We start from the raw sequence: 23,768 nt of genomic DNA, 5'->3' as shown, positions 1-23,768 counted from the left end.
CACACATGCGCGCGCCGCATGCCTTGCGCGTTGCGCCGACCAACGGCTTTCGCGATACTCCAGCGGCAGCCCCTGGGCGGTGGCCGGCGTATATGATGCGTCCAGCGCGAAAGCCCGGGGCCGGACCCTCCTTTCCCACGGCGGCGGCCTCCGCGCCGCGCCGCCGGCGGATCGACCTTCGAAGGCCATTTCATGAAGATCACATGGTTCGGACATGCCGCCTTCCGCCTGGACTTCGCGGACAAGGCCGTGCTCATCGACCCGTTTTTCACCGGCAACCCATCCTTTTCGGCCGGGCGGCGCAATGCGGTGCATGGCGTCACGCATATTCTGCTGACCCATGGGCATGGCGATCACATCGGCGATACCGTGGAGATCGTCAAAGAAGCCGAAGCGGCGCACCGGGCGATCCCGGTGGTCTGCAATCCGGAGATTTCCGGTTTTCTCGGCGGCCAGGGCCTGACCAAGTTCGAGATGATGAACACCGGCGGCACGGTCGATCTCGGCGGCTTCACCGTTTCCATGGTGCGCGCGGACCATTCCTCGGGCGGCGGCGGGGCGCATCCGACCTATCTCGGCAATCCCACCGGGCTGATCGTGAAGGCGAACGGGGAGCCGACCGTGTGGCACCTCGGCGATACCGACATCTTTTCCGACATGGCGCTGCTGAGTGAAATCCATAAGCCGAAGGTCGCCTTCGTGCCCATCGGCGACCGGTTCACCATGGGGCCGGATACCGCGGCGCTGGCGGTGAAGCGCTTCCTCAACGTGCCGAACGTGGTGCCGTGCCATTATGGCTCGTTCCCCATGCTGGTGAAGGATGCCCGGCGGTTCGTCGCTGCCCTGGAAGGGCACTCCACAAAGGTCATCGTTCCGGCGAGCGGCGGCAGCTTCGAGCTGTGATCCACCGCCATTGAAGCGCCGGGGGGCGGGGGGCGGCACGACCGCGTTGCCGGCCCGCCCGCCCGCGCTATAAAGGGCCATGTCCGCCGCCCTGCCGCTTGAGTCGCTGAAGGTCCCGGCTTCGTCCAAGGACCCGCGAGAGATCCTGCGTCATGTCTTCGGATATGAAGCGTTTCGCGGGCCCCAGGCGGAGATCGTCGCGCATGTGTGCGCGGGGGGCGATGCGCTCGTTCTCATGCCCACCGGCGGCGGCAAGTCGCTGTGCTATCAGGTGCCGGCCCTGGTGCGGCCCGGCACGGGCATCGTCATTTCCCCGCTCATCGCCTTGATGCACGATCAGGTGCAGGCGCTGCGCCAGCTCGGCGTGCGGGCGGCGGCGCTCAATTCCTCGCTGCCGCCCGGCGAAGCGCGGCAGGTGGAGCGGGCGCTCGCCATGGGCGAACTCGATCTGCTCTATGTGGCGCCTGAGCGCCTTCTGACCGACAGTTTCCTCACCTTGCTCCAGGGCGCACGGATCGCCTTGTTCGCCATCGACGAAGCGCATTGCGTGTCCCAATGGGGGCACGATTTCCGCCCGGAATATCGCCAGCTCACCTTGCTGCATGAGCGCTTTCCCGGCATTCCGCGCGTCGCGCTCACCGCCACCGCCGACGGACCGACGCGGCGCGAGATCGTCGAGCGGCTCGGGCTGGAGGAGGGGCGCGTCTTCCTCTCCAGCTTCGATCGGCCCAACATCCGCTATCGCATTGCCGCCAAAGCTAATCCCAAGGCGCAGCTGCGCGCCCTGCTGGATGAGCACGAGGGCGAAGCGGGCATCATCTATTGCATGAGCCGCGCGAAGGTGGAGGCCACCGCCCAGGCGCTGATGGACGAAGGGCGCATGGCGCTGCCCTATCATGCCGGCCTCGACGCGGAGACCCGCGCCCGCCACCAGGACCGCTTCCTGAAGGAAGACGGCATCGTGATGGTGGCCACCGTCGCCTTCGGCATGGGCATCGACAAGCCGGACGTGCGCTTCGTGGTGCATCTCGATCTGCCGAAGAGCATCGAGGCCTATTATCAGGAGACCGGCCGCGCCGGGCGCGACGGTCTGCCCTCCGAAGCGCTGCTGCTCTATGGCGTCGAGGATGTGGCGAAGCTGATCCAGTTCGTGGAGGCGTCCGACGCCCCGGAAGCCCGCAAGCGCGTGGAGCGGCAGAAGCTCGATGCGCTGCTCGGCCTGTGCGAGACCGCCAATTGCCGGCGCCAGGTGCTGCTGTCTTATTTCGAGGAACAGCGCGACGAGCCGTGCGGCAATTGCGATACCTGCCTGGAGCCGGTGCGGACCTATGACGGCACGCAGGCGGTGCAGAAGCTTTTGTCTTGTGTCTATCGCACCGGCGAGCGCTTCGGCGCCGGCCATGTGATCGACGTGCTCGTGGGGGCGAGCACGGAGAAGATCACCAAATTCAACCACGAGGCGCTGAGCACGTTCGGTATCGGCAAGGAGACCTCGCGGGACGAATGGCGCGCCATCGTCCGCCAGGTGGTGGCGCTCGGCCTGTTGCAGGTGGATGTGGAAGGCCACGGCGGCCTGTCCTTGTCCGCCGCCTGCCGCCCGGTGCTGCGCGGGGAACGGCGCATCGAATTGAAGGTGGAGGCGCGCACGCGTGCGGCGCGGGTCCCCGGCGGGGCGCGGGCGCCCAAGGCCGCGCTCTCCGATCCGCACGACGAGGCGCTGTATCAGAAGCTGCGGGCGCTGCGCCTGGAGCTGGCGCGCGCGCAGGGCGTGCCGCCTTATGTGATCTTCCACGACACCACGCTGATGGAGATCGCCCGCGCCCGCCCGCGCTCGCTGGCCGGGCTCGGCGACGTCTCCGGCGTGGGCGAGGCCAAGCTGGAGCGCTATGGCCCGCAATTCCTGAAAGCGGTCCGCGAGGCGTAGGGCACGCATTCCTGGGCGGGCCGCGTGAGGTCTGGGACCGGTCGACATTCCTGGTCCGGCGCGATTGCAGCAGAGCACGGTCATGCACGGGCTTGTCCCGTGCATCTACGCGGTGCCGCCGGCGCCAGCCTTGCGAGTGTCGTGCATCGGCGCTGCGTGAATGGCCGGGACATGCCCGGCCATGACGAACGAAGGAAGTTCTTAAAGCTTTCTCTGAAGACACACGCGCAACAGAGCTGCGCGCAACGAAAAAGGGCGCAGCTTGCGCTGCGCCCTTTCCGTGATCCAACCGCTGTGAAGCGATCAGTAATCCATGCCGCCGCCGGGCATCTGGGGCATCGCGGCCCCGCCCTTCTTGGGCACTTCGGCGATGAGCGCTTCCGTGGTGATGAGCAGCGAAGCCACCGAGGCGGCATCCTGAAGCGCGGTGCGCACGACCTTGGTGGGGTCGATGATGCCGGCTTTCACCATGTCGACGTACTCGCCCGTCTGGGCGTTGTAGCCGAAGGAATAATCCGGGTTTTCCAGGATCTTGCCGACCACGACCGAACCATCGTCGCCCGCGTTCTGGACGATCTGGCGGGCCGGGGTCTGGATCGCGCGGCGCACGATCTCGATGCCGGTCTTCTGGTCGGGATTCTCGACCGTGATGCCGGCCAGAACCGCGATGGAGCGCAGCAGCGCGACGCCGCCGCCGGGGACGATGCCTTCTTCCACCGCAGCGCGGGTGGCGTGCAGGGCGTCGTCGACGCGGTCCTTCTTTTCCTTCACTTCCACTTCCGTGGAGCCGCCGACGCGGATGACCGCGACGCCACCGGCCAGCTTGGCCAGACGCTCCTGGAGCTTCTCACGGTCGTAGTCCGAGGTGGTTTCCTCGATCTGCGCCTTGATCTGCGCCACGCGGGCTTCGATGTCGGCCTTCTCGCCGGCGCCGTCCACGATCGTGGTGTTTTCCTTCTCGATCACGACCTTCTTGGCGCGGCCGAGCATGGAAAGATCGACGCTGTCGAGCTTGATGCCGAGGTCTTCCGAGATGGCCTGGCCGCCGGTCAGGATGGCGATATCCTGCAGCATGGCCTTGCGGCGATCACCGAAGCCGGGAGCCTTCACCGCCGCGACCTTGAGGCCGCCGCGCAGCTTGTTCACCACCAGGGTGGCGAGGGCTTCGCCTTCCACGTCTTCGGCGATGATCACGAGCGGCTTGCCGGACTGCACGACGGCTTCGAGAACCGGCAGCAATTCCTGGAGGCCCGAGAGCTTCTTCTCGTTGATGAGGATGTAGGGATCCTCGAACTCAACGCGCATCTTCTCGGCATTGGTGACGAAGTAGGGGGAGAGATAGCCGCGGTCGAACTGCATGCCTTCGACGACATCCAGCTCGCTCTCGGCGGTCTTGGCTTCCTCGACCGTGATGACACCTTCGTTGCCCACGCGCTCCATGGCCTCGGCCAGGAACTTGCCGACTTCGGCGTCGCCGTTGGCGGAGATGGTGCCGACCTGGGCGATCTCGGCGTTCGAGGTCACCTTCTTGGACTTGGCGGCGAGATCCTTGACGATGGCGTCGACCGCGAGGTCGATGCCGCGCTTGAGGTCCATCGGGTTCATGCCGGCGGCAACCGACTTGGCGCCTTCACGGACGATCGCCTGGGCCAGCACGGTCGCGGTGGTGGTGCCGTCGCCGGCCAGATCATTGGTCTTGGACGCGACTTCGCGGAGCAACTGGGCGCCGAGGTTCTCGAACTTGTCTTCCAGTTCGATTTCCTTGGCGACGGTCACGCCGTCCTTGGTGATGCGCGGGGCGCCGTAGGACTTCTCGATCACCACGTTGCGGCCCTTGGGACCGAGGGTGACCTTCACGGCGTTGGCGAGAATGTCGACGCCGCGCAGCAAGCGATCGCGCGCATCAACGGAGAATTTTACTTCTTTGGCAGCCATGTGCCGTCTCCTGAATTTCGAGGAACGTGGAAGAAAAGGCGAATGCTCAGGCGATCACGCCGAGAATGTCGCTTTCCTTCATGATGAGCAGGTCCTGGCCGTCGATCTTCACCTCGGAGCCGGACCACTTGCCGAACAGCACGCGATCGCCGGCCTTCACGTCGAGGGCGACAACAGTGCCGCTTTCGTCACGCGCGCCAGGGCCCACGGAAACCACCTCGCCCTCCTGGGGCTTTTCCTTGGCGGTGTCGGGGATAATGATGCCGCCAGCAGTCTTCTGCTCCGCTTCAATGCGCTTCACGACCACGCGGTCATGTAAAGGGCGGAAACCCATCGGGAACCTCCGGTTCAATGTTTGATCTTCTTCACGGGCGCGGCACCACGGCCGCCGCCCAGCCTGATCTAAGAGGGGCATAATCCCCCCGCAAGGGTCGGCGGGCGGATTATTAGCACTCTTCGGTGGTGAGTGCTACCGCTCCTCTTCCGGCCTCCTCGATCGGCTCAACACGACACCGGGAGGGGATGCGCGCGCACAAGGTCGCGCCCGTCCTTCTTGGCCATGTAAAGCGCCGAATCGGCCCGCGCCAGCATGGCGTCGAACGTCTCGTCGTCGGCGCCCATGCCCGCGACACCGACGCTGATGGTGAGGCTTATGACATCCCCACAGGGTGCGCGGACCCGCAGCTCGGCGATGCGCGCGCGGATCCGCTCACAACTCGCGAGGGTCGCTTCCTGGGAGAACCCGGCAAACAGCAGGGCGAATTCCTCCCCGCCCGTGCGGGCGAACACCGCCGTGGTGCCGATCATGTCCGAGACGGCACGCGCGACCGCCTGGAGCACCTCGTCCCCGGCGGCATGGCCATGGCTGTCGTTGACGGCCTTGAAGTCATCCAGATCCATGACCGCGACGCTGAGCGCCGTTCCGGCGGCGCGGGCGCGGGCGAAGGCGTCGCCCGCCAGCTCCAGAAACCGCCGCCGGTTCAGCACCTGCGTCAGGTCATCGGTGGCGGCGAGCTTGGAGAGGCGGCTTTGCAGGCGCCGGCTCAGCTCCATCTCGCGGCGCAACTGGCGGTTCAGGCGATAGAAGCGCTGCGCCAGGAACGCCGCCACCATCACCAGCAGCGTCGCCGCCGCGAGCGAGAGATAGAGCCAGCGCAGGCTGCGGCGCGGGGCCTCGAAGATGAAGCCGGAGAGCGGAAAGTGCTCCGGCATCATGCCGGCAGCGGCGAACTGGTCCGCGATCCGGCGCCAGCGCGCCTCGCTCTGATAGCCGAGGTCCACCACGTCCGCGATGATCAGCGGGCGCATGGCGTCGGCCTCGAATTCGAGGCGCCGCCGGTCGAAGCCCGGCATATAGTCGCGCAGGATCAGGTCGATGATTTCCTGCTGGTGGTTTAGCGCATATTGCCAGCCGCGCAGCGAGGCATCGCGCACCGCCCGCGCCAGCTCCGGGCGCTCCGCCGCCACGCCGGACGTGGTGAACAGCGTGTCCCCATAGAAATCTATACCCAGTTCGCGCGGGTTGAAGGTCTGGTAGGGCACGTCGTTGCGCAGCAGGATGAACGGCTCGGTTGTGGAATAGGCGTTGATGGCGGCGATTTCGCCCTGCGCCAGCACCAGCGGATCGCCCTCATAGGGCAGGATCTGGAGCTTGTTGGGCCACAGGCCGAGCGCATGCAGATAGGCGAGCACCTCGGCGGAATGCTCCTCGATCATCACTTTCCGGCCACGCAGGTCGGCCGGGCCGTTGATGCCGTCGCCACGCCGCGCCAGCACCACGAACGGGGAATGCTGGAAGATCGCGGCGAGCGCGACCAGCGGGCGCCCTTGGGCGCGATCCACGATCAGCGAGGAATTGCCGACCCCGAATGCGGCCGCCCCGGACAGCACCACCGCCACGGGATCTATGGCCGGCCCACCCTCGACCAGCGACACGTCCAGGCCTACGTCCCGGTAGAAACCCTTCGCAACGGCCGCGTAGAAGCCGGCGAACTGGAATTGATGGGACCATTTCAGCTGAATTCGCACCGGCTCCAGCCCGGAATGTCTCGGCGTCGACTGGGCGTGCGTGGGCGAACAGGCCGTCAGGCAGATGAATGCGACAAAGCCGGCCAGGAGTGAAGCGTTGAAGTACACCGCAAAACGGCGCGGCATTGTTTTTGTCCTACGCGATCACGAAACGTTACTGCCGCCCCTGCCCGGCGTCCATGGAAACCGCAAACGCGCCCGCCGCGTCTTGTCAGCAGTCTCCCACCTTCGCTGCTAACGCCTTGAATTTGAACCGATATACCAAATTTTAGTCTGGCTCGCGCAAGGTAGCGAGCCGACAATCCTTTTGCCCATGATCGGTTGGGGCACCGTACGGAGGTGTCAAAGATGGTTTGCGAGGGTTTTGCGAAACAGATGGCCGGTTACGGCCTGGCCACCGCCCATATTCTCTACCGCATGCCGGATCACCCGGCGTTCTTGCAGAGCTTCATCTGGCAGCAATATGATTTGTGTCCGAAATTTCCGGAATTGATGAAATTCCTCGCATTCTGGGAACGCGACCTCGACGGCAAGCTGCATTCGGTCGAGGTGACCCACCAGCAATTGATCAAGCCGGCGGAGCTGCGCACGGTCAGCGGCATGTTCGTGTTGCACTGACACCGCGCTGCGGGCGCGATCCACGGGAGCAGGGCGGACGGGCGGGTGCGATTGCAGCTTATGCCCTGACAGCGCCGCTTTCCCGGTGCTAAGAGGAAGGCCTGAAGGACCAGAGGCCCCCGTGGATCACCGCACACCGCGCACGTCTGAACTGCTCGCCGCCGTACTCGCCGCCCAGGAAGGAGAGCGTGTCGCCATCGGCGATCTGATCAATGCGCTGCGCAACCGGGCCTTCGGTATCACCTTCCTTTTGTTCGGTATTCCCAATTGCATTCCGATGCCGCCGGGCATTCCCGTCATCTGCGGCATCGTGCTCGGCCTCATCGGCCTGCAGATGGCCATGGGCCGGCAGGAATTGTGGCTGCCCGACCGGATCGCCCGCCAAACCTTCTCCCGCAGCATGCTGGACGCCATCGTCACCCGCTCGCGCCCCACCATCGAATGGTTCGAGCGCTGGTCGCGCCCCCGCATGGAGATGTTTGCCGGCCCCACCGCCCGCCGGGTGGTGGGCGCGGTGGTGGTGCTGCTCGGCTTCATCCTGCTGCTGCCGATTCCCTTCCTGGGCAATCTGCCGCCGGGCTTTGCCGTGTGCATCTTCGGCCTCGGCCTCGTGGAGCGCGACGGGGCGGTGATCCTCGCCGGCTTCTTCGCCACCGTGCTCGGCATCCTCATCACCGCCGGCATGAGCTGGGCCATCTGGCAGGGTGCCGTCGCCATCTTCTGAGCGCTCGTTTGGTGGTTTCCCTTCCGGCCAAACCGAATTAGGAAGGCGCTCCCGCCGCATGGATCGCGGCGCATGTGGGTTTCATGCGCGTAGACGCCTTTGATTTCGAACTGCCGCCCGAGCTGATCGCGCTCCGCCCCGCCGAGCCGCGCGCCGCCGCGCGCCTGCTGGTGGTGCGCCCTGACGGAACGCCCGAGCTTGAGGATGCCCATATCGGCGACCTGCCGCGCTTCCTGCGGCCGGGCGATGCGCTGGTGATCAACGACACCAAGGTCATCCCCGCCCGCCTCGATGGTACCCGCACCCGCGCCGGGGGCTCCATTGTGCCCATCGAGGCGACCTTGGTGAAACGCCTGTCGCCTGAGGTTTGGCGCGCCTTCGTGCGTCCGGCGAAGCGCCTCGCGCCCGGCGACCGGGTGCGCTTCGGCGGTTCGGGCGAGACCTGCACCCTCGGCACGCTGGATGCGACCGTGCTGGCCAAAGGCGAGGACGGCGCGGTGGATTTCGCCTTCGACCTCTCCGGCGCGGCGCTCGATGCCGCCATCGACGCCGTCGGCCACATGCCCCTCCCGCCTTACATCGCCGCCCGCCGGCCGGAGGATGCGCAGGACCGCACCGACTACCAGCCCATTTTCGCCCAGGTGGAAGGGTCGGTCGCCGCGCCCACGGCGAGCCTGCATTTCACCCCGGCGCTGATGGAAGAGGTCCGCGCCGCCGGCGCTTCTTTCCATAAGGTGACGCTGCATGTGGGGCCGGGCACCTTCCTGCCGGTGAAGGCGGACGACACCGCTGGCCATCGCATGCATGCCGAATGGGGGGAGGTGAGCGAGGAAACCGCCGCCGCCCTCAATGCCGTGCGCGCGGCGGGCGGTCGGATCATCACCATCGGCTCGACGCCGACCCGGCTGATTGAGAGCGCCGCCGCGCCCGACGGGACCTTGTCCGCCTATCGCGGCGAGACCGACATCTTCATCACCCCCGGCTATGCCTTCCGCGCCGTGGACGCGATGCTGACGAACTTCCACCTGCCGCGCTCCACCCTGGTGATGCTGGTGGCCGCCCTGATCGGCCACGATCTCCAGAAGCGCGCCTATGCCCATGCCATCGCGGACGGCTATAGCTTCTATTCCTATGGCGATGCCTGCCTGCTTCTGCCCGAGCGCCTGCACCGATGACCGACGCCTTTTCCTTCGCCCTCCACGCCACCGACGGCGCCGCGCGCACGGGCGAAATCTCGACGCCGCGGGGCGAAATCCGCACGCCCGCCTTCATGCCGGTGGGCACGGCAGCGACCGTCAAGGGCGTCTATCCCGAGCAGGTCCGCGCCACGGGCGCCGATATCCTGTTGGGAAACACCTATCATTTGATGCTGCGCCCCGGCGCCGAGCGCATCGCCCGGCTCGGCGGCCTGCACCATTTCATGCGCTGGGACCGGCCGATCCTCACCGATTCCGGCGGCTTCCAGGTCATGTCGCTCTCCGCCTTGCGCAAGCTGAGCGAGGACGGGGTCACCTTCCGCTCCCATATCGACGGGGCGGTGCATGAGTTGACGCCGGAGCGGGCGGTGGAGATCCAGGGCCTGCTCGGGTCCGACATCCAGATGCAGCTGGATGAATGCGTGCGCCTGCCGTGCGAGGACGCCGAGGCCGAGCGCGCCATGCGCCTGTCGCTGCGCTGGGCCGAGCGCTCCAAGCGCGCGTTCGAGGCGCAGCCCAAGGGGCGGGCCCTGTTCGGCATCGTCCAGGGGGGCGCCGTGGAGCGCCTGCGCATCGAATCCGCCCGCGCCTTGGCGGATATGGACTTCCCTGGCTATTCCATCGGCGGCCTCGCCGTGGGCGAGCCGCAGGAGGTCATGCTGCGCATGATCGAGACGGTGGAGCCGCATCTGCCCTCCACCAAGCCGCGCTATCTCATGGGGGTGGGTACGCCGGACGATCTGCTGGAGGCGGTGGGCCGCGGCATCGACATGTTCGATTGCGTCATGCCCACCCGCTCGGGCCGGCACGCACTCGCCTTCACCCGCTTCGGCAAGATCAATCTGAAGAACGCGCGCCACGCGGAAGACCCCCGTCCCCTGGACGAGGAGAGCGATTGCCCGGCGCTGCGGGATTATTCGCGCGCCTATCTGCACCACCTCATCCGCTGCGGCGAGATGCTGGGCTCCATGCTGCTCTCCTGGGCGAACCTGCATTATTACCAGGATTTGATGGCCGGCATGCGCGCCGCCATCGCCGAGGGGCGATTCCAGGAGTTCCGGGCGCAGACGAAGGCCGGCTGGGCGGCGGGCGATATTCCCGAGAGGGGCTGACGGTCGGCGAATTCATGTTCGGGAATTTCGCCCGAAACGGCGGTGCCATCGGCCGAAATGGCGCGGAGAAGCGCCAGTAAACCGCTGTTCGTCTCCGCTAAGGCATTGTTTCACGTGAAACATTTTTAGAAAAGAGCTGGCCGGCGCGCTCTTCTTCGAGGCTCAAATCCATCGCCGCCCGCACCCGTGCCAGGGCCACGGGATCGAGCGCATCCGTCCGTGTCCCGCAGCACAAGGCGCCGCGAAACCCGAGATAATCCGGGTAAAGTGCCCGCAAGGGCGCGATATCTTCAAGGCGTAGCGACCCCGCGAGCCCGGTCAGCAAGCCGAGCGAGCGGGCCTGTGTCACGAAATCCCGCAGGCGGGGCAGGGGGAGATGGTCGGTCAGCCGCCCGGCGCCCTTGTCCGCCGTATCCAGCATGGCGCCATGGAATCCGCCGGCCTTCAATTGCGGGAGCACCGCGAAATCCGGCGCCTGGTCGGCGAACAGAACCGCAATCAGCCGATATTCCCGCGCCAGCGGTCGCAGCGCCTGGAGGCAGGCATAGAGGGGAGCGTCGCTGGTTTGCGGGAAGAAACCGATCTTCACCAGCGGCACCCCCGTCGCGCCAACCGTGCGCACCGCCTGCGCCAGCACCTCCGGCATCGGCGGATGGTCGCCCACGGTGGCGCTCAGCAGCGGACGGTTTTCGGGCAGGGCACGCCAGCGCGCCACCGCCGCCTGAAGATCGGGGACCGCCCAAGCCCCAAGAGCCCCGCGCGTGGGGTCCTTCAGATCCACGATGTCGGCGCCGCCCGCGAGTGCGCAGTCCATTTCGGCAAGGGTTGCAACGCTCGCCAACAGGCCGGGAGCGCAATGAGCGGCGCGGGAGACGACGCTCATTGCGCGGCCCCACCGCTGGTCGCTTCAGCGCGGAAATCCGCTACAGCGTCGCACAGCCATTGCCAGGCTTCCCGCTCCTGCGGGCCTCCGGTTTTCTCCACGGCGATGGAGAGATACGCCATGTCCCGATCCACCTTTTCCGCATCCAGAAGGGAAAGGCGGGAGACCAGCACCGCGCCTTCCACCACCGCCGCCACCGCCCGGTTGAGGCCAAAAAAGGCGCCGGTCTGGGCGCGATGCACCACCCGGCAGGTCAAGCGCGGTCGCTGGGCATCTTCGACCACCTCCACCAGCTCAAACTCTTCATGCGCCACGGTTTGCGCCAGCCGCACGCCCGCAACCACGTCCGCCGGAACGGTGGGCCAGTCGCGTTTGCGGCCGGTGACGCAGCCGGCGAAAATGCGGGCATCATCCGCGAGATTGATCACGCCCACCCGGCGCGCCAGCAGATTGTCCAGCGTGCGCGAGGGGCGGAACGGCAACAGCAAATAACCGCCCTCGATCACCGTCGCGCCCATGGGCGCCACATGCGGTTCGCCCTGCGCCGAAAGGGTGGTGACGATGGTTTCGCGGATCATGCGTCCTCATCCGGCGCTGCGCGCGCCTTGGAAGCAAGCGTCGCGCCGCGCTCCTTGAAGGCGAGCCGGTGCGCCTCCTCGGCGCTGGCGGCGGTTTCGCCGATGACGCCCCATTTCAGCGCCTCATCCTGGGCATAGCGCTTGCCGAGCATCAAGGCGATTTCCGCCCGTGCCGTCTCCACCCCGAGATAGAAGGCGTGGGCGCCATCGTCCTCCACCTTCAGATGCGGGAACAGGCCATAGGGATCACCAGCCACATGATGGCCGTCGCGATTATAGGCGTGGATGCCCTGGTCGGTGACGGCAATGCGGAAATTGCGATCGCGCACCTCACCCGCGAGCCGTTCCACCTCCTCGTGCGAGGCGCTGAACGGCCTGCGGTCGCGCAGCGCCATCAGTCCGCCGCCGAAGCCCTGGGGCAGCGCGCCGGCTTCGCGTGCGGCGAAGAATTCGCGCCGCGCCCGGTCGAACTCCCGCACCGCCGTGCGGCAATGGGGGCTCACCTGCACCGCCAGCACCGCGCCGATATGCAGCTCGGAAATAATGCCCATGAGAATGGCGTTGATGCCAGTGGTGTCCGCGTCCGTCAGCTCGGTGACATTGCCGATGCCCATGAGGATCGGCACATCCGGCATGCGGCGCCGCAGTTCGGCATAGCGCACCAGGGAAGCCGTGAAGCCGAAATGGATGGGATCAAGGATGGGATCGGCGAGGAAGTCCCGCCCCTTGGCGCGGCAGGCGTCGATGGCGCGGACGAGCGACTCCAGATCGCCGGGCTTTGCCGGCACCAGAACCGGAACCGCCGGGCCTTCGTCGACGATCGCGAGCGTCTCCTCGTTGAGGCTCAGCAGATAATCGGCGCCGGCGCGGGTGGCGCGGGATAGTTCGTGCGGGTCGAAAGAATCGACACTCACCTTCATGCCTTCGCCGTGCAAGGCTTTGATGAAGGCTTCCAGATGGGGAAAGGCTTGATCCGGCAGGCTGCCGAGGTCGATCACGTCGGCGCCGTCGGCCTTTAGCGCCCGCGCGCGCGCCAACACTTCGTCCACGGTCAGTTTGGTGGCATCCACGATCTCGGCGAAAATGGTCACGTCGTGCCGCATCAGATCCGCCGGACCGCCGCCCTTGCCGAAGAAGTCAGGAATGTCCGCCGCCTCGTCCGGCCCGCGCAGGAAGGGCACGCCGAACCGGGAGGTAAGCCGGTCCAGATCGCCCTTGAACCGCCCCGGCATCACCACCCGCTCGGCGCCCTCGGGCAGGACGAACCGGCGCTCCACGATCTCCGCCGTCATCAGGGCGGCGACTTTCACGCCGATATTGACCACCACCGGCTCCAGGAAGGCGTCGGCAATCTCCTCCGCCGCCTTGGCAACGCGCGGCTGCGCCAGCGAGCCGGTCAGGAGGACGACGCGCTCCGCCATCCCTAGCGGGCCGGCGCGCAGACGCGCGCGTCCAGCTCGGCTTTGCGGGCGGCGATGGCGGCCTTCAGCTCGACCAGGGATTCAGCGACCGTGGTCGCCTCGAAGTCCTTCAGCTTGCGGGTGTTTTCCAGGTCGATCTTGCGCGGAAAAACCGGCACCGGCCCGCCGGGCGCCATGGTGATCAGCTCCGGGGCGGTATCGCAGGCAAAGACGATGCCCGGCACCCGGCACTTGCCGGCTTGGGCGAAGCAATTGGTCACCAGCGTGTCGGAAATACCGTAGACGCATTTCGCCACGGTATTGGACGAGGCCGGCGCCACAACAAGCGTGTGATATTTGCCCTCATAGAACATGCCCACGGGCGCGGCGCTCGCGGTGGTGTCGCGGAACACATGGGTATTGGCGGGCAGGGGGCTCTTGTCCTGCTTGTACATGCGCAACACCTCTTCCGCCGCCGCAGAGACGAACAAATCCACGTCGCCCAGGGTGTGGATCAATTCCAGGCTCTCGGTGAAGAAATGCCCGGAGCCGGAGAGCGCCCAGGCCCAGCGGGGGTAAGCACCCTTGCTCATGCAGCGCTCGCGGTTCGAGAAGAGGGAAACAGCTGGTCGAGTGCCGGCGCATCGTCGGCGGCCACGAGGCGAATGATACCGCGAAAGCGTGCAGCGAAGGCGGGAAAGGCACGATCCACCACGCCGCGCGCGCTCCATTCCGCTGGGCCGTCGCCCCGCGCGGGCGTGTGAACCAGAGCGCCCGGAGCCTTCACCAGCGTCAGCCGCGGCGCGTGGAGGCGCGTCGCCAGCCAGCAGGCGAGGCTGTCCGAGGTGACATCCCAGCTCGCGCTTATATCGGCGGCGCCGAGCAGCAGGTCGGCGGGAAACCAGAGCGCGGCTTTGTCCGTGGCCCCCTTCATGTCGTCCAGGGTGCGGCAGGGCACCAGGGCGGGGGCGCAATCGGCGAGGGCGTGGGCCATCTGCTCCATGGCCAGGATCGCCATGGCATGGCAGGCGCGTTCTGAAAGCGCGAGGGGTCCTTGCGCCGCGCGCACCGCATCGGCGAAGCGCCCGCCGCCCGGCACGACCATAACGCCGGGCCAGCCGGCCAACCGGCCCGCCAGCGACCTGATGTCGCCACCGCGCTCCAGGCTGCCGCCGAGCTTGACCACGTGAAACGCCATGGCGAACCCCTGCGCCTTCCGCGAGAATCCTTCAAACCACAATGTTAGCCGAGCCGGTTGTCCCCTCCAAGGGGCGCGGGTTGCGTCGCAGCATTGACTAACCAACGGTCACCCGCGCGCAAATGGCCAATTGGAATGTGTCCAATGCGGTTCTTATGTCGCGGCGGCGGAGCCGGCCCTGCACCGGGCGTTCCTCTTGCAGCATCTTCCCCGCGCCGGTGCCGCCTTTGCTCGAAATGCCCTAGGGAAAACGTCATGTCTCGTCTTTTGCTTTCGGCCCTGGCCGCCCTGGCCATCTCCACCACGCTCGCCCATGCCGACCCCGACGTTGCCAAGGGCGAGCAATCGTTCCGCAAATGCATGGCCTGCCACATGATTGGGCCGGACGCGAAGGTGAAGGTTGGCCCGCCGCTGAACGGGATCGTCGGCCGCAAATGGGGCGCCTATCCGGACTATGCCTATTCCGACGACATCAAGGCGGGCGCGGCGGCCGGCAAGGTCTGGGACGAGGCCACGCTGAACGATTATCTCACCAATCCCAAGGTGCTCGCCCCCAAAGGCAAGATGGCCTTCTTCGGCATCAAGCCGGCCGGCGAGCGCGCCGATCTGATCGCCTTTCTCAAGCAGTTTAACGCCGAGGGCGCGAAGCAATAATTCCCTTGCGCCGGCCGGCTTGTTTTCTCGCCGCGGCCATGGTGTGGCTTGGGCGGGAGGGACCTTCATGTCCGACAATCCTTCGCGCCTCCAGCGCGTGTTCGTGGACGAGGATCTGAGCGACGGCGCGCAGATCCTGCTGGCGGCGGAGCAGGCCCATTATGTGGCGAATGTGCTGCGCATGCAGGTGGGCGGCAGCTTGCTGCTGTTCAACGGGCGGGACGGCGAGTGGCTCGCCCACCGGATCGAGGGGCACAAGCGCGAAGTGCGCTTCGCCGCCGAGCGCCAGTTGCGGCCCCAGCCGCCCATGGCGGACCTGGAATATGCCTTCGCCCCGCTGAAGCATGCGCGGCTGGACTATATGATCCAGAAGGCGGTGGAGATGGGGGCGGGGGAGCTTACCCCGGTCATCACCCGCTATACCCAGGTCACGCGCGTCAACACCGAGCGCATGCGCGCAAATGCGGTGGAGGCCGCCGAGCAATGCGGCATCCTCGCCCTGCCGGTGGTGCGCGAACCACTCGCCCTCGACAAATGGCTCGCCGCATTGCCGGCGGAGCGGGTGCTGGTGTTCTGCGATGAAAGCGCGGCCCTGAGCGATCCCATTGCCGCGCTGAAGGCGGCAGCGCCGGGTCCCATGAGCGTTCTGATCGGCCCGGAGGGGGGATTCGCCTCCGAGGAGCGGCGCATGCTGCATGCCCATCCCGGTGTGATCGTGCTCTCGCTCGGCCCGCGGATCTTGCGCGCCGACACGGCTGCCGTGGCCGCGCTCACCCTCGCCCAGGCGGCGCGGGGCGATCTGGCGGGCGTCGACCCGGCCTGATCGCGTAGCCGCCTTCTCCTCGCTCAAGCGGCCGGGGGCGCTCTGGCCGGCGTAGGCCCGGCGCGAGCGCGGTTCCGCCATTGTTGGAAGGGGCGCGAAACGCATCCGCGCGCTTTTTGTTCCGCGCGTCCCGCTCTTTAATTTGTCGAGTCCTAAGGCATTCAGGGCGCATCGTAATTTTATTTGGAAATATTCGTAAATAAGGAGAATTGCTCCGCTCGCATCAATCGTCGCATTTACGTCCAATTTTTCCACACTCTCTCGGCAACCGAAACCCAACTGTTGCGTTATAGGCTCACGTTGGGGAGAGGTGCGGAGGGAAAACCAATGTCGGAAGAATATAGATTCGGAATCGAGGAAGAATTCTTCGTGGTCGATGCCGAGTCCAAGGCCATTCAAAGGCGCATGCCGTCGCGGTTCTTCGAGGATCTGTCGCACCATCTGGGCAGCGCCGTCACTGTTGAATTGCTGCAATCGCAGCTTGAAATGGCCACCAACCCCGCCACGCAGGCCGGCAGCGCGCTCGACGAGCTGAGGGAGTTGCGGGGAAAGGCGGCGCGGGTGGCCGGGGAGCACGGGCTGAGCTTCATCGCCGCCGGCACCCATCCTACCGCCACCTGGGAGGGCGTGCGCCACACTGATGCCAATCGCTACACCGGCATGATGCATGACCTGCAGATGCTGGGCGAGCGCAACATGGTGTGCGGCCTGCACGTGCACGTGGAACTGCCGCAGCCCGACCAGCGGGTCGACGTCATGCGCCGCATCCTGCCCTATATCCCCCATTTCATCGCCTTGGCGACCTCCTCGCCCTTCTGGGGCTCGAAGCAGACCGGGCTGATGGGCTATCGCCTTGCCGCCTATGATGAATTGCCGCGTACCGGCCTTCCCGAGCTGTTCGAGGACAGCGCCGATTACCAGGCTTACGTAGACGCCATGGTGGAAGCGCGCGCGATTACCGATTCAAGCTATGTGTGGTGGGCGATCCGCCCCTCCTCCAAGCATCCGACGCTCGAATTGCGGGCGCCGGACAGCTGCACCCGCATTCAGGATACGGTTGCGATCGCAGCGCTTTATCGCTCGTTGGTGCGCTATCTCGTGCGCCATCCCGAGCACAATGCGAAGATCGGCGCGGTGGACCGGGCGATCGCCAATGAGAACAAATGGCGGGCCCAGCGCTACGGCATCCACGGCTCGTTCGTGAATCTCGCGGAACGCCGCGCCGTACCGGTCACGGATGCGGTCGAATCTCTGATCGCCATGGTCGGGGAAGATGCCGACGCCCTTGGGGCGCTCGATGCGCTCCTGCATCTGCGCACCATTGCCCTCGCCGGCACGAGTGCGGATATGCAATTGGCGGTGTTTCAGGAAGCGCACCATCGCACCGGAAATCGGGGCGAGGCGCTGAACGCGGTGAAGACTTGGCTCGCCCACGCGACCTTGCAGTGACCGCCGGAAAGACAGGGCCCCTGCTGAGGGGCCCCGTTGGGATCAGGGCGCGAAGGGCACCACGGTCTGGCGCTGTTCGCCGAGGCCCTCGATGCCCACCCGCATCACGTCACCGGCCTTGAGATAGCGCGGCGGCTTCATGCCAAGGCCGACGCCGGGCGGCGTGCCGGTGGTGATGATGTCGCCGGGATCCAGCACCATGAACTGGCTGATGTAGGACACGAGATAGGCGGGATCGAAGATCATGGTGCGGGTCGAGCCGTTCTGGACCTTCTCGCCGTTCACTTCGAGCCACATGGCAAGGTCGGACGTGTCGCTCATTTCGTCCGAGGTGACGAGATAGGGACCGATCGGGCCGAAGGTCTCGGACGCCTTGCCCTTCACCCACTGGCCGCCGCGCTCGATCTGGAACGCGCGCTCGGACACGTCGTTGCAGATCGCATAGCCGGCCACATGCTTGAGGGCGTCCTGCTTCTCCACATAGCGCGCGCGGGCGCCGATGACGATCAGCAGCTCCACTTCCCAATCCAGCTTGGTGGACCCCTTGGGGATCATCACGTCATCATCGGGACCGACGACACAATTGGGCGCCTTGTTGAAGAGCACCGGCTCTTCGGGAATCGGGTTGCCGGTCTCTTCCGCATGATCGGCGAAATTCAGCCCGACCGCGACAAAGTTGCCCGGTCGCGCGACGCAGGATCCGAGGCGCACGCCTTCGGGCGCGAGGGGGAAGGCCTGGGGGTCGGCGGCCTGAATCCGCGCCAGTCCCTCAGGCGTGAGAACATCGCCCGAAATGTCCTGAACCAGGGACGAAATGTCCCGAATCTTGCCGGTTGAATCGATTAAACCAGGCTTTTCTCGCCCTTTTTCCCCGAAGCGCACGAGCTTCATCGGACCTCTCCCTGAGCTGAGTGATGATGCGGACACGGAACCGATCCACTGCCGCGCAAGCTGGCGCGCGGAAGCCATTTGGTCAATGCTTGGGATGCTGGATCGTGCCGATTCGCCATCCGTCCCGCCTTCCGTAAGGGGGTAGGGAAGTGTGGCCGGCTGATTATATTGCTGTGCAGTAAAAACCGAGAAGTTGTTCGCAGTGGCGTCATAAAAGGGATACACGACTCCGGCTAAGTCCGTCACACTGCTCTCAGGGAGCAATTTTCCGCAGAGGCCATGCCGTGAGCGACAGCCCTGAAGCGCGCAGGTACAGAGCTCTGTTCATCTCCGACGTCCATCTCGGGACGAAGGGATGTCAGGCTGACCTGCTTCTTGATTTCCTGAAATTCCACGATGCCGATACGGTTTATCTGGTCGGCGACATTGTGGATGGCTGGCGCCTACGCAGCTCCTGGTATTGGCCGCAAAAGCACAATGACGTGGTGCAGAAGCTGCTGCGCAAGGGCCGCAAGGGCACGCGCATGGTGTATCTGCCCGGGAATCACGACGAATTCCTGCGCGATTACTACGGCACCCATTTCGGCGGCATCGAAGTCGTGGAAACCGCCATCCACGAGGCGGCCGATGGCAAGCGCTATCTGGTGATCCATGGGGACGTGTTTGACGTGGTGGTGCGCCACGCAAAATGGCTCGCCTTCCTCGGCGACGGCGCCTATACGCTCGCACTCGCAATCAACACCTATGTGAACCTCGCCCGCCGCAAGCTTGGCCTCACCTATTGGTCGCTCAGCCAATGGGCGAAGCTGAAGGTGAAGAATGCGGTGAATTACATCGGCAAGTTCGAGGAAGCTGTTGCCGACGAGGCCAAGCGGCATAAGGTGGATGGCGTGATCTGCGGCCACATCCACCATGCGGTCATTCATGACCAGTTCGGCGTGCGGTACGTGAATTGCGGGGACTGGGTCGAAAGCTGCACCGCGATCGCGGAGCATGAAGACGGGCGGATGGAAATCATTTCCTGGACACGTCGCCTTGAGGCGGAACCTGAATCCGAAGTCGAGGGGGCGCGCGCGGCGGCCTGATGCGGGTACTTGTCGCCACGGATGCCTGGCACCCCCAGATCAACGGGGTTGTCCGTTCCCTCGAACACACCGCCCGCGAGGCCGAAGCGCTCGGCGCGGAGATGATGTTCCTGAGCCCCCAAGGGTTTAAAACCGTTCCGCTCCCCACCTATCAGGAAATTCGCCTGGCGCTCGCAACACCGCGCATGATCATGCGTCGGATCGAGGCCATGCGGCCGGACTTCGTCCATGTAGCCACCGAGGGGCCGATCGGCATGCTGGTGCGGCGCGCCTGCATCGCCAGCAAGCGCACCTTCACCACCAGCTATCACACCAAGTTTCCCGAATATCTCTCCGCCCGCGCGCCGGTGCCGGAACGCCTGACCTATGCGTGGCTGCGCAGCTTCCACAACGCCGGCGGTGGCGTCATGGTGTCCACGGCCACCCTGGAACGTGAACTGGATGCGCGCGGCTTCAAGCGCCTGATGCGCTGGTCGCGCGGTGTGGATGCGGAGCTGTTCCGGCCGCGTCCGGAGGTGGATCTCAACCTCCCCAAGCCGATCTTCCTGTTCGTCGGCCGGGTGGCGGTGGAAAAGAACATCGAGGCGTTCCTTGCGCTGGACCTGCCGGGCTCCAAGGTGGTGGTGGGTGGCGGGCCGGCGCTGAACAGCTTGCGTGAGCGCTATCCCGAGAGCCATTTCCTTGGCCCGCTGGAAGGCGAGGATCTCGCGCGGGTCTATTCCGGCAGCGATGTCTTCGTATTCCCGAGCCGCACCGATACGTTCGGCATCGTGTTGCTTGAGGCCCTGGCGAGCGGCCTTCCGGTCGCCGCCTATCCCGTGACCGGGCCCAAGGACGTTCTGGAAGATGCAACCGAACCTGTCGGCGTGCTGGACGAGGATTTGCGCAACGCCTGCCTGAAGGCACTGGAGCTGTCGCCGGTGGCCGCACGGGAATTCGCGCTGCGCCATACCTGGCGCGAATGCGCCCGCCAGTTTCTCGACAATGTACTGATCGCCCACGATTTTGGGCCGGTCGCCCGGCGCTTCCGCTTGCTGCGCAGGACGCGTATCGTCTCGTCCGCATGAATACGATTTCTCATCTCCCGACCGCAGCGGACGTCGATGCCGCCGCCGTTCGCCTCGCCGGCGTTGCCGTGCGGACCCCGCTGGTGTTTTCCCCGGTGCTCAGCGAGCTGACCGGGGGCAGAATCTTCCTGAAGCCCGAGACGCTTCAGCGCACGGGCTCCTTCAAGTTTCGCGGCGCCTATAACCGCATGTCGCAGATTCCGGTCGAACTGCGCGCAGCCGGGGTGGTGGCCTGCTCCTCCGGCAATCATGCCCAGGGTGTCGCTGCGGCGGCGAAGCTGCTCGGCATGCCGGCGGTGATCGTGATGCCGACGGACGCTCCCGCCTTGAAGCGCGAACGCACGATTGCGCTCGGGGCGCAGGTGGTGGATTACAATCGCATCACCGATGACCGCGACGCCATCGCCAATGCGATCGCCACGGAGCGAGGCGCGATCTTCGTTCCGCCTTATGACGATCCGGACATCATCGCCGGCCAGGGCACGACCGGGCTTGAAATCGTTGCGGATCTCGCCGCCCAGGGCTTGGCCCCTGATATCGTGAGCGCCAACGCCTCCGGCGGCGGGCTGATGGCGGGCATCGCGCTCGCGGTGAAGGCGCGGGTTCCTGATGCGCGCATCATCGTCGCCGAGCCGGCTTTGTTCGATGACCACGCGCGCTCGTTCAAGTCCGGTGCCCGGGAGCGGAATGCGAGCGCGACCGGCTCCTTCTGCGACGCGCTGCTGGCGCCCACGCCCGGTGCGCTCACGTTCGAGATTACCCGCAAGCTGTCGGGGGAAGCGGTTTCGGCCACCGACGCGGAAGTCGCGCGGGCGGTTGCCTTTGCATTCCGCGAACTGAAGCTGGTGGTGGAGCCGGGTGGCGCGGTGGCGCTCGCGGCATTGCTCGAAGGGCGCTATGACGCGCGCGGCAAGGTGGTCGCCATCGTGCTGTCGGGCGGCAATGTGGACGTGGCGACCTTCCTGGCCTGCCTGCAGGCCTGATCCGGACATATGGCGTTCCGGCTCGGGCCGGCTTGCACCGCACCCGCCGCGCCGCACCCGGCATGACGAAGAGGCCGTGGGAGACCCGGATGACCAGAGGCGAGGGAGACGCGCGGCCGGTTGGGCTGACCTTGGCCTGCGCCTTCGGCGCCCTCTATTTCTCCCTCGGCATCTACATGCCGTTCTTTTCGCTCTGGCTCATCGCGCGCGGGCTGGATCCCGATGAGATCGGCATGGCCCTGGCCGTGCCGCTGGTCACGCGGTTGATCGCGACGCCGGTCCTCGGGCTGCTCTCGGACCGCCTCGGTCGGCCCAAGGCGATCCTGATGTGGCTTGCCCTTGCTTCGAGCCTCATGATGGGCGCGCTCGCCTTCAGTCACGGTGCCTTCGCCATCTACGTGGTGCTCGGGATCACCGCCATGGCGTGGAACCCATCCTTTTCGCTGCTGGATGCCTATACGACCCGGCAAGCGCGGCGAGGCGCGGTGGATTATGGCCGCAGCCGCCTGTGGGGGTCGGCGGCCTTCGTCTGCGCCAATCTGCTGGGTGGGCTGCTGGTGGCGCAGGCCGGCGCGGGCATCGTGGTGGTGCTGATGATCGCCGGGCAGGTCGCCCTGTTCGCCGGCACTCTGGCGCTGCCGGAATTGAAGCGTCCGCCGGAAGTGACGGCATTGGGACTTTCGCGCTTGCGCGTGCCTCCGGTGCTGATCGCCGGCATCGCCGCCGCTGCCCTGGTTCAGGCGAGCCATGCGACGCTTTATGCCTTCGGCTCCCTGCATTGGGCGGCCACCGGCATTTCGCTGACCGTCATCGGCGCTCTGTGGGCGATCGGTGTTGGGGCGGAAATCGTGTTCTTCCGCTTTGGGACGCGGGCCGTCTCCCGCCTTGGACCGTTGAACCTGATCGCGCTCGGAGGCCTGGCGGCGGTGATCCGCTTTGCTTCTTACGCCTACGATCCGCCGCTCTCGGTTCTGGTGGTGCTGCAATTGCTGCACGGCGCGACGTTCGGCGCGACCTATCTCGGCATGGTGGAGCTTGTGGCCCGCACCACGCCGGAGCACCGGGCGGCAGGCACCCAATCCATCGCGGCCTGGTCGGTAAGCCTGACCTTGTCCGGGGCGAGCGCTGCGGCGGGGGCGTTCTGGACCGAGTACGGCGCCCTATGCTTCCTTGCGTCTGCGGTGGTGGGCGGTCTCGGCGGCGTGCTTGCCCTCGGCACGCTCTGGCTTCAGCCCCAAAGCGCGGGGGCGGGCGGAAAGGCACGGGCGCCGTCATAGCGCAGCCCCGGCTCGCGATCGCGCGCCAACAGCAGCGGGCCGTCCAGATCCACGATCTGCGCCAGTTGCGCCACCAGCATCGCCGGCGCCATGGCGAGCGAGGAGGCCAGCATGCAGCCGACCATGAGCGTGAAGCCCTGCGCCTTCGCGGCCTCGGCGAGCGCGAGCGCCTCGGTAAGGCCGCCGGTCTTGTCGAGCTTGATGTTCACCGCGTCATAACGCGTGCGCAGCTCCGCGAGCCCGGCGCGGTCATGCACGCTCTCGTCGGCGCAGATCGGAACGGGATGGGGGAGGTGGGCGAGAGCCGCGTCATTATCCGCAGGAAGGGGCTGCTCGATCAATTCCACCCCCGCCCGCGCGCAGGCATCGAGATTCGCGACGAGATCGTCCGCGCTCCAGCTCTCGTTGGCATCGACGATCAGCCGGGCGTCGGGCACCGCCGCCCTGATGGCGGCGATCCGCTCCACATCGCTGCCGCCGCCAAATTTCAGCTTGAGCAGCGGGCGCCCGGCCGCCGCCGCAGCTGCAGCCATGGCGGCCGGGGAATCCAGGCTCAGCGTAAAGGCCGTCGTCAAAGGCAAGGGTGACGGGAGGCCGGCGAGAACATGCGCCGGCACGCCCGCCCGCTTCGCCTCCAGGTCCCAGAACGCGCAGTCGAGCGCATTACGCGCCGCGCCCGCGGGCAGGCGCATCTGCAAGCCGGCGCGATCGAGCCCCGCCTCAAGTTCCGGCGCCAGGGCGCGCAGGTCGTTCGCCACGCCTTCGACGGTCTCCCCATAGCGGGCATAAGGCACGCATTCCCCGCGCCCCACATGGGCGCCGTCTCGCAGGTGCGCCACCACGACCACCGCTTCGGTCTTCGAGCCACGGGAAATGGTGAAGGTTCCCGCGATGGGAAAGCGCTCGATCTCGACCCTGAGGGATGGCATATTTGTTAACGCTGTGGGCCTGTTGAAGGAATGACCGGGTCGCCGGCCGGAGGCTTGGCGCGTTTGCACCCTCGACGCGGTACTGCGGGCCGAGTATGACCATGGTGCTGC

Annotated in this window: 23 protein-coding genes; 13 read left to right on the top strand and 10 right to left on the bottom strand. The window is 66.2% G+C overall.

Annotated features, from left to right (window positions below):
- Positions 1-192: 192 nt before the first annotated feature.
- Together V5F78_RS09080 and recQ are read left to right on the top strand one after the other, a co-directional pair.
- Positions 193-903 (top strand): metal-dependent hydrolase, encoded by a 711-nt coding sequence (locus V5F78_RS09080; protein WP_394071775.1) that lies wholly within the window; start codon positions 193-195, stop codon positions 901-903.
- A 79-nt stretch (positions 904-982) separates the two neighbouring features.
- Positions 983-2,827 carry a DNA helicase RecQ gene (gene recQ, locus V5F78_RS09075; RefSeq protein WP_394071776.1) on the top strand — a complete coding sequence of 615 codons (1,845 nt, stop codon included), beginning with the start codon at positions 983-985 and terminating at the stop codon, positions 2,825-2,827.
- A 303-nt stretch (positions 2,828-3,130) separates the two neighbouring features.
- Here the strand turns inward: recQ and groL are convergent, their stop codons facing one another.
- The 3 genes from groL to V5F78_RS09060 form a co-directional block, all read right to left on the bottom strand.
- Complete coding sequence (gene groL, locus V5F78_RS09070) at positions 3,131-4,762, bottom strand: chaperonin GroEL (protein ID WP_394071777.1); 1,632 nt, start codon at positions 4,760-4,762, stop codon at positions 3,131-3,133.
- A 46-nt stretch (positions 4,763-4,808) separates the two neighbouring features.
- A complete protein-coding gene (groES, locus tag V5F78_RS09065) occupies positions 4,809-5,096 on the bottom strand; it encodes a co-chaperone GroES (protein ID WP_348848073.1) in 288 nt (95 codons plus the stop codon).
- A gap of 167 nt (positions 5,097-5,263) precedes the next feature.
- Positions 5,264-6,916 carry an ABC transporter substrate-binding protein gene (locus V5F78_RS09060; RefSeq protein WP_394071778.1) on the bottom strand — a complete coding sequence of 551 codons (1,653 nt, stop codon included), beginning with the start codon at positions 6,914-6,916 and terminating at the stop codon, positions 5,264-5,266.
- Between the two features lie 222 nt (positions 6,917-7,138).
- Here V5F78_RS09060 and V5F78_RS09055 point away from each other — a divergent pair, with 222 nt between their 5' ends.
- From V5F78_RS09055 to tgt, 4 genes are all read left to right on the top strand, one after another.
- Positions 7,139-7,408: an usg protein gene (locus tag V5F78_RS09055; protein ID WP_394071779.1), complete on the top strand. Its 270-nt coding sequence runs from the start codon at positions 7,139-7,141 to the stop codon at positions 7,406-7,408.
- Between the two features lie 121 nt (positions 7,409-7,529).
- Entirely contained in the window at positions 7,530-8,132 is a 603-nt protein-coding gene (locus V5F78_RS09050; RefSeq protein ID WP_394071780.1) for an exopolysaccharide biosynthesis protein, read from the top strand.
- Between the two features lie 83 nt (positions 8,133-8,215).
- Positions 8,216-9,307: a tRNA preQ1(34) S-adenosylmethionine ribosyltransferase-isomerase QueA gene (gene queA / locus V5F78_RS09045; RefSeq protein WP_394071781.1), complete on the top strand. Its 1,092-nt coding sequence runs from the start codon at positions 8,216-8,218 to the stop codon at positions 9,305-9,307.
- Complete coding sequence (gene tgt, locus V5F78_RS09040) at positions 9,304-10,440, top strand: tRNA guanosine(34) transglycosylase Tgt (protein ID WP_394071782.1); 1,137 nt, start codon at positions 9,304-9,306, stop codon at positions 10,438-10,440. The genes queA and tgt overlap by 4 nt, the downstream gene beginning before the upstream one ends.
- A 97-nt stretch (positions 10,441-10,537) precedes the next feature.
- On the opposite strand, the gene V5F78_RS09035 is transcribed toward tgt, so the two are convergent.
- Genes V5F78_RS09035 through V5F78_RS09015 form a run of 5 tightly spaced genes read right to left on the bottom strand, consistent with a single transcriptional unit; the run spans position 10,538 to position 14,499 of the window.
- Positions 10,538-11,323 (bottom strand): (5-formylfuran-3-yl)methyl phosphate synthase, encoded by a 786-nt coding sequence (locus tag V5F78_RS09035; RefSeq protein WP_394071783.1) that lies wholly within the window; start codon positions 11,321-11,323, stop codon positions 10,538-10,540.
- A complete protein-coding gene (locus tag V5F78_RS09030; protein ID WP_394071784.1) occupies positions 11,320-11,901 on the bottom strand; it encodes a DUF447 domain-containing protein in 582 nt (193 codons plus the stop codon). The genes V5F78_RS09035 and V5F78_RS09030 overlap by 4 nt, the downstream gene beginning before the upstream one ends.
- Positions 11,898-13,322, bottom strand: coding sequence for a DUF6513 domain-containing protein (locus V5F78_RS09025; protein ID WP_394071785.1), 1,425 nt, complete (start codon positions 13,320-13,322; stop codon positions 11,898-11,900). Before V5F78_RS09025 ends, V5F78_RS09030 begins: the two co-directional genes overlap by 4 nt.
- 2 nt (positions 13,323-13,324) lie before the next feature.
- A complete protein-coding gene (locus V5F78_RS09020) occupies positions 13,325-13,894 on the bottom strand; it encodes a flavoprotein (protein ID WP_394071786.1) in 570 nt (189 codons plus the stop codon).
- Complete coding sequence (locus V5F78_RS09015; protein WP_394071787.1) at positions 13,891-14,499, bottom strand: aspartate kinase; 609 nt, start codon at positions 14,497-14,499, stop codon at positions 13,891-13,893. Before V5F78_RS09015 ends, V5F78_RS09020 begins: the two co-directional genes overlap by 4 nt.
- A 255-nt stretch (positions 14,500-14,754) precedes the next feature.
- Between V5F78_RS09015 and V5F78_RS09010 the strand changes: the two genes are divergently transcribed.
- The 3 genes from V5F78_RS09010 (at position 14,755) to V5F78_RS09000 (ending at position 17,425) form a co-directional block, all read left to right on the top strand.
- On the top strand, positions 14,755-15,153 hold the full coding sequence (locus V5F78_RS09010) for a c-type cytochrome (protein ID WP_394071788.1): 399 nt from the start codon (positions 14,755-14,757) through the stop codon (positions 15,151-15,153).
- Positions 15,154-15,220: 67 nt separating this feature from the next.
- Entirely contained in the window at positions 15,221-15,976 is a 756-nt protein-coding gene (locus V5F78_RS09005) for a 16S rRNA (uracil(1498)-N(3))-methyltransferase (RefSeq protein ID WP_394071789.1), read from the top strand.
- A gap of 327 nt (positions 15,977-16,303) precedes the next feature.
- Complete coding sequence (locus tag V5F78_RS09000) at positions 16,304-17,425, top strand: carboxylate-amine ligase (RefSeq protein ID WP_394071790.1); 1,122 nt, start codon at positions 16,304-16,306, stop codon at positions 17,423-17,425.
- 42 nt (positions 17,426-17,467) lie between these two features.
- On the opposite strand, the gene V5F78_RS08995 is transcribed toward V5F78_RS09000, so the two are convergent.
- Positions 17,468-18,316 (bottom strand): fumarylacetoacetate hydrolase family protein, encoded by an 849-nt coding sequence (locus tag V5F78_RS08995; RefSeq protein ID WP_394071791.1) that lies wholly within the window; start codon positions 18,314-18,316, stop codon positions 17,468-17,470.
- 284 nt (positions 18,317-18,600) lie between these two features.
- Between V5F78_RS08995 and V5F78_RS08990 the strand changes: the two genes are divergently transcribed.
- The 4 genes from V5F78_RS08990 (at position 18,601) to V5F78_RS08975 (ending at position 22,728) form a co-directional block, all read left to right on the top strand.
- Entirely contained in the window at positions 18,601-19,401 is an 801-nt protein-coding gene (locus tag V5F78_RS08990; RefSeq protein WP_394071792.1) for a UDP-2,3-diacylglucosamine diphosphatase, read from the top strand.
- Complete coding sequence (locus V5F78_RS08985) at positions 19,401-20,468, top strand: glycosyltransferase family 4 protein (RefSeq protein ID WP_394071793.1); 1,068 nt, start codon at positions 19,401-19,403, stop codon at positions 20,466-20,468. Before V5F78_RS08990 ends, V5F78_RS08985 begins: the two co-directional genes overlap by 1 nt.
- Positions 20,465-21,451, top strand: a complete 987-nt coding sequence (locus tag V5F78_RS08980) for a threonine ammonia-lyase (RefSeq protein WP_394071794.1) — start codon at positions 20,465-20,467, stop codon at positions 21,449-21,451. Before V5F78_RS08985 ends, V5F78_RS08980 begins: the two co-directional genes overlap by 4 nt.
- Positions 21,452-21,540: 89 nt before the next feature.
- A complete protein-coding gene (locus tag V5F78_RS08975) occupies positions 21,541-22,728 on the top strand; it encodes an MFS transporter (protein WP_394071795.1) in 1,188 nt (395 codons plus the stop codon).
- Here the strand turns inward: V5F78_RS08975 and dgcA are convergent.
- Positions 22,680-23,657, bottom strand: a complete 978-nt coding sequence (gene dgcA, locus V5F78_RS08970; protein WP_394071796.1) for an N-acetyl-D-Glu racemase DgcA — start codon at positions 23,655-23,657, stop codon at positions 22,680-22,682. The two genes, V5F78_RS08975 and dgcA, sit on opposite strands and share 49 nt — an antisense overlap.
- Between the last annotated feature and the right edge of the window lie 111 nt (positions 23,658-23,768).

The sequence above is a fragment of the Roseixanthobacter glucoisosaccharinicivorans genome, assembly GCF_043195095.2.
Classification (GTDB): Bacteria; Pseudomonadota; Alphaproteobacteria; order Rhizobiales; family Xanthobacteraceae; genus NCEH01.
Note: the sequence above shows the minus strand (reverse complement) of the source record. Positions and strands in the feature narration are given on the sequence as shown.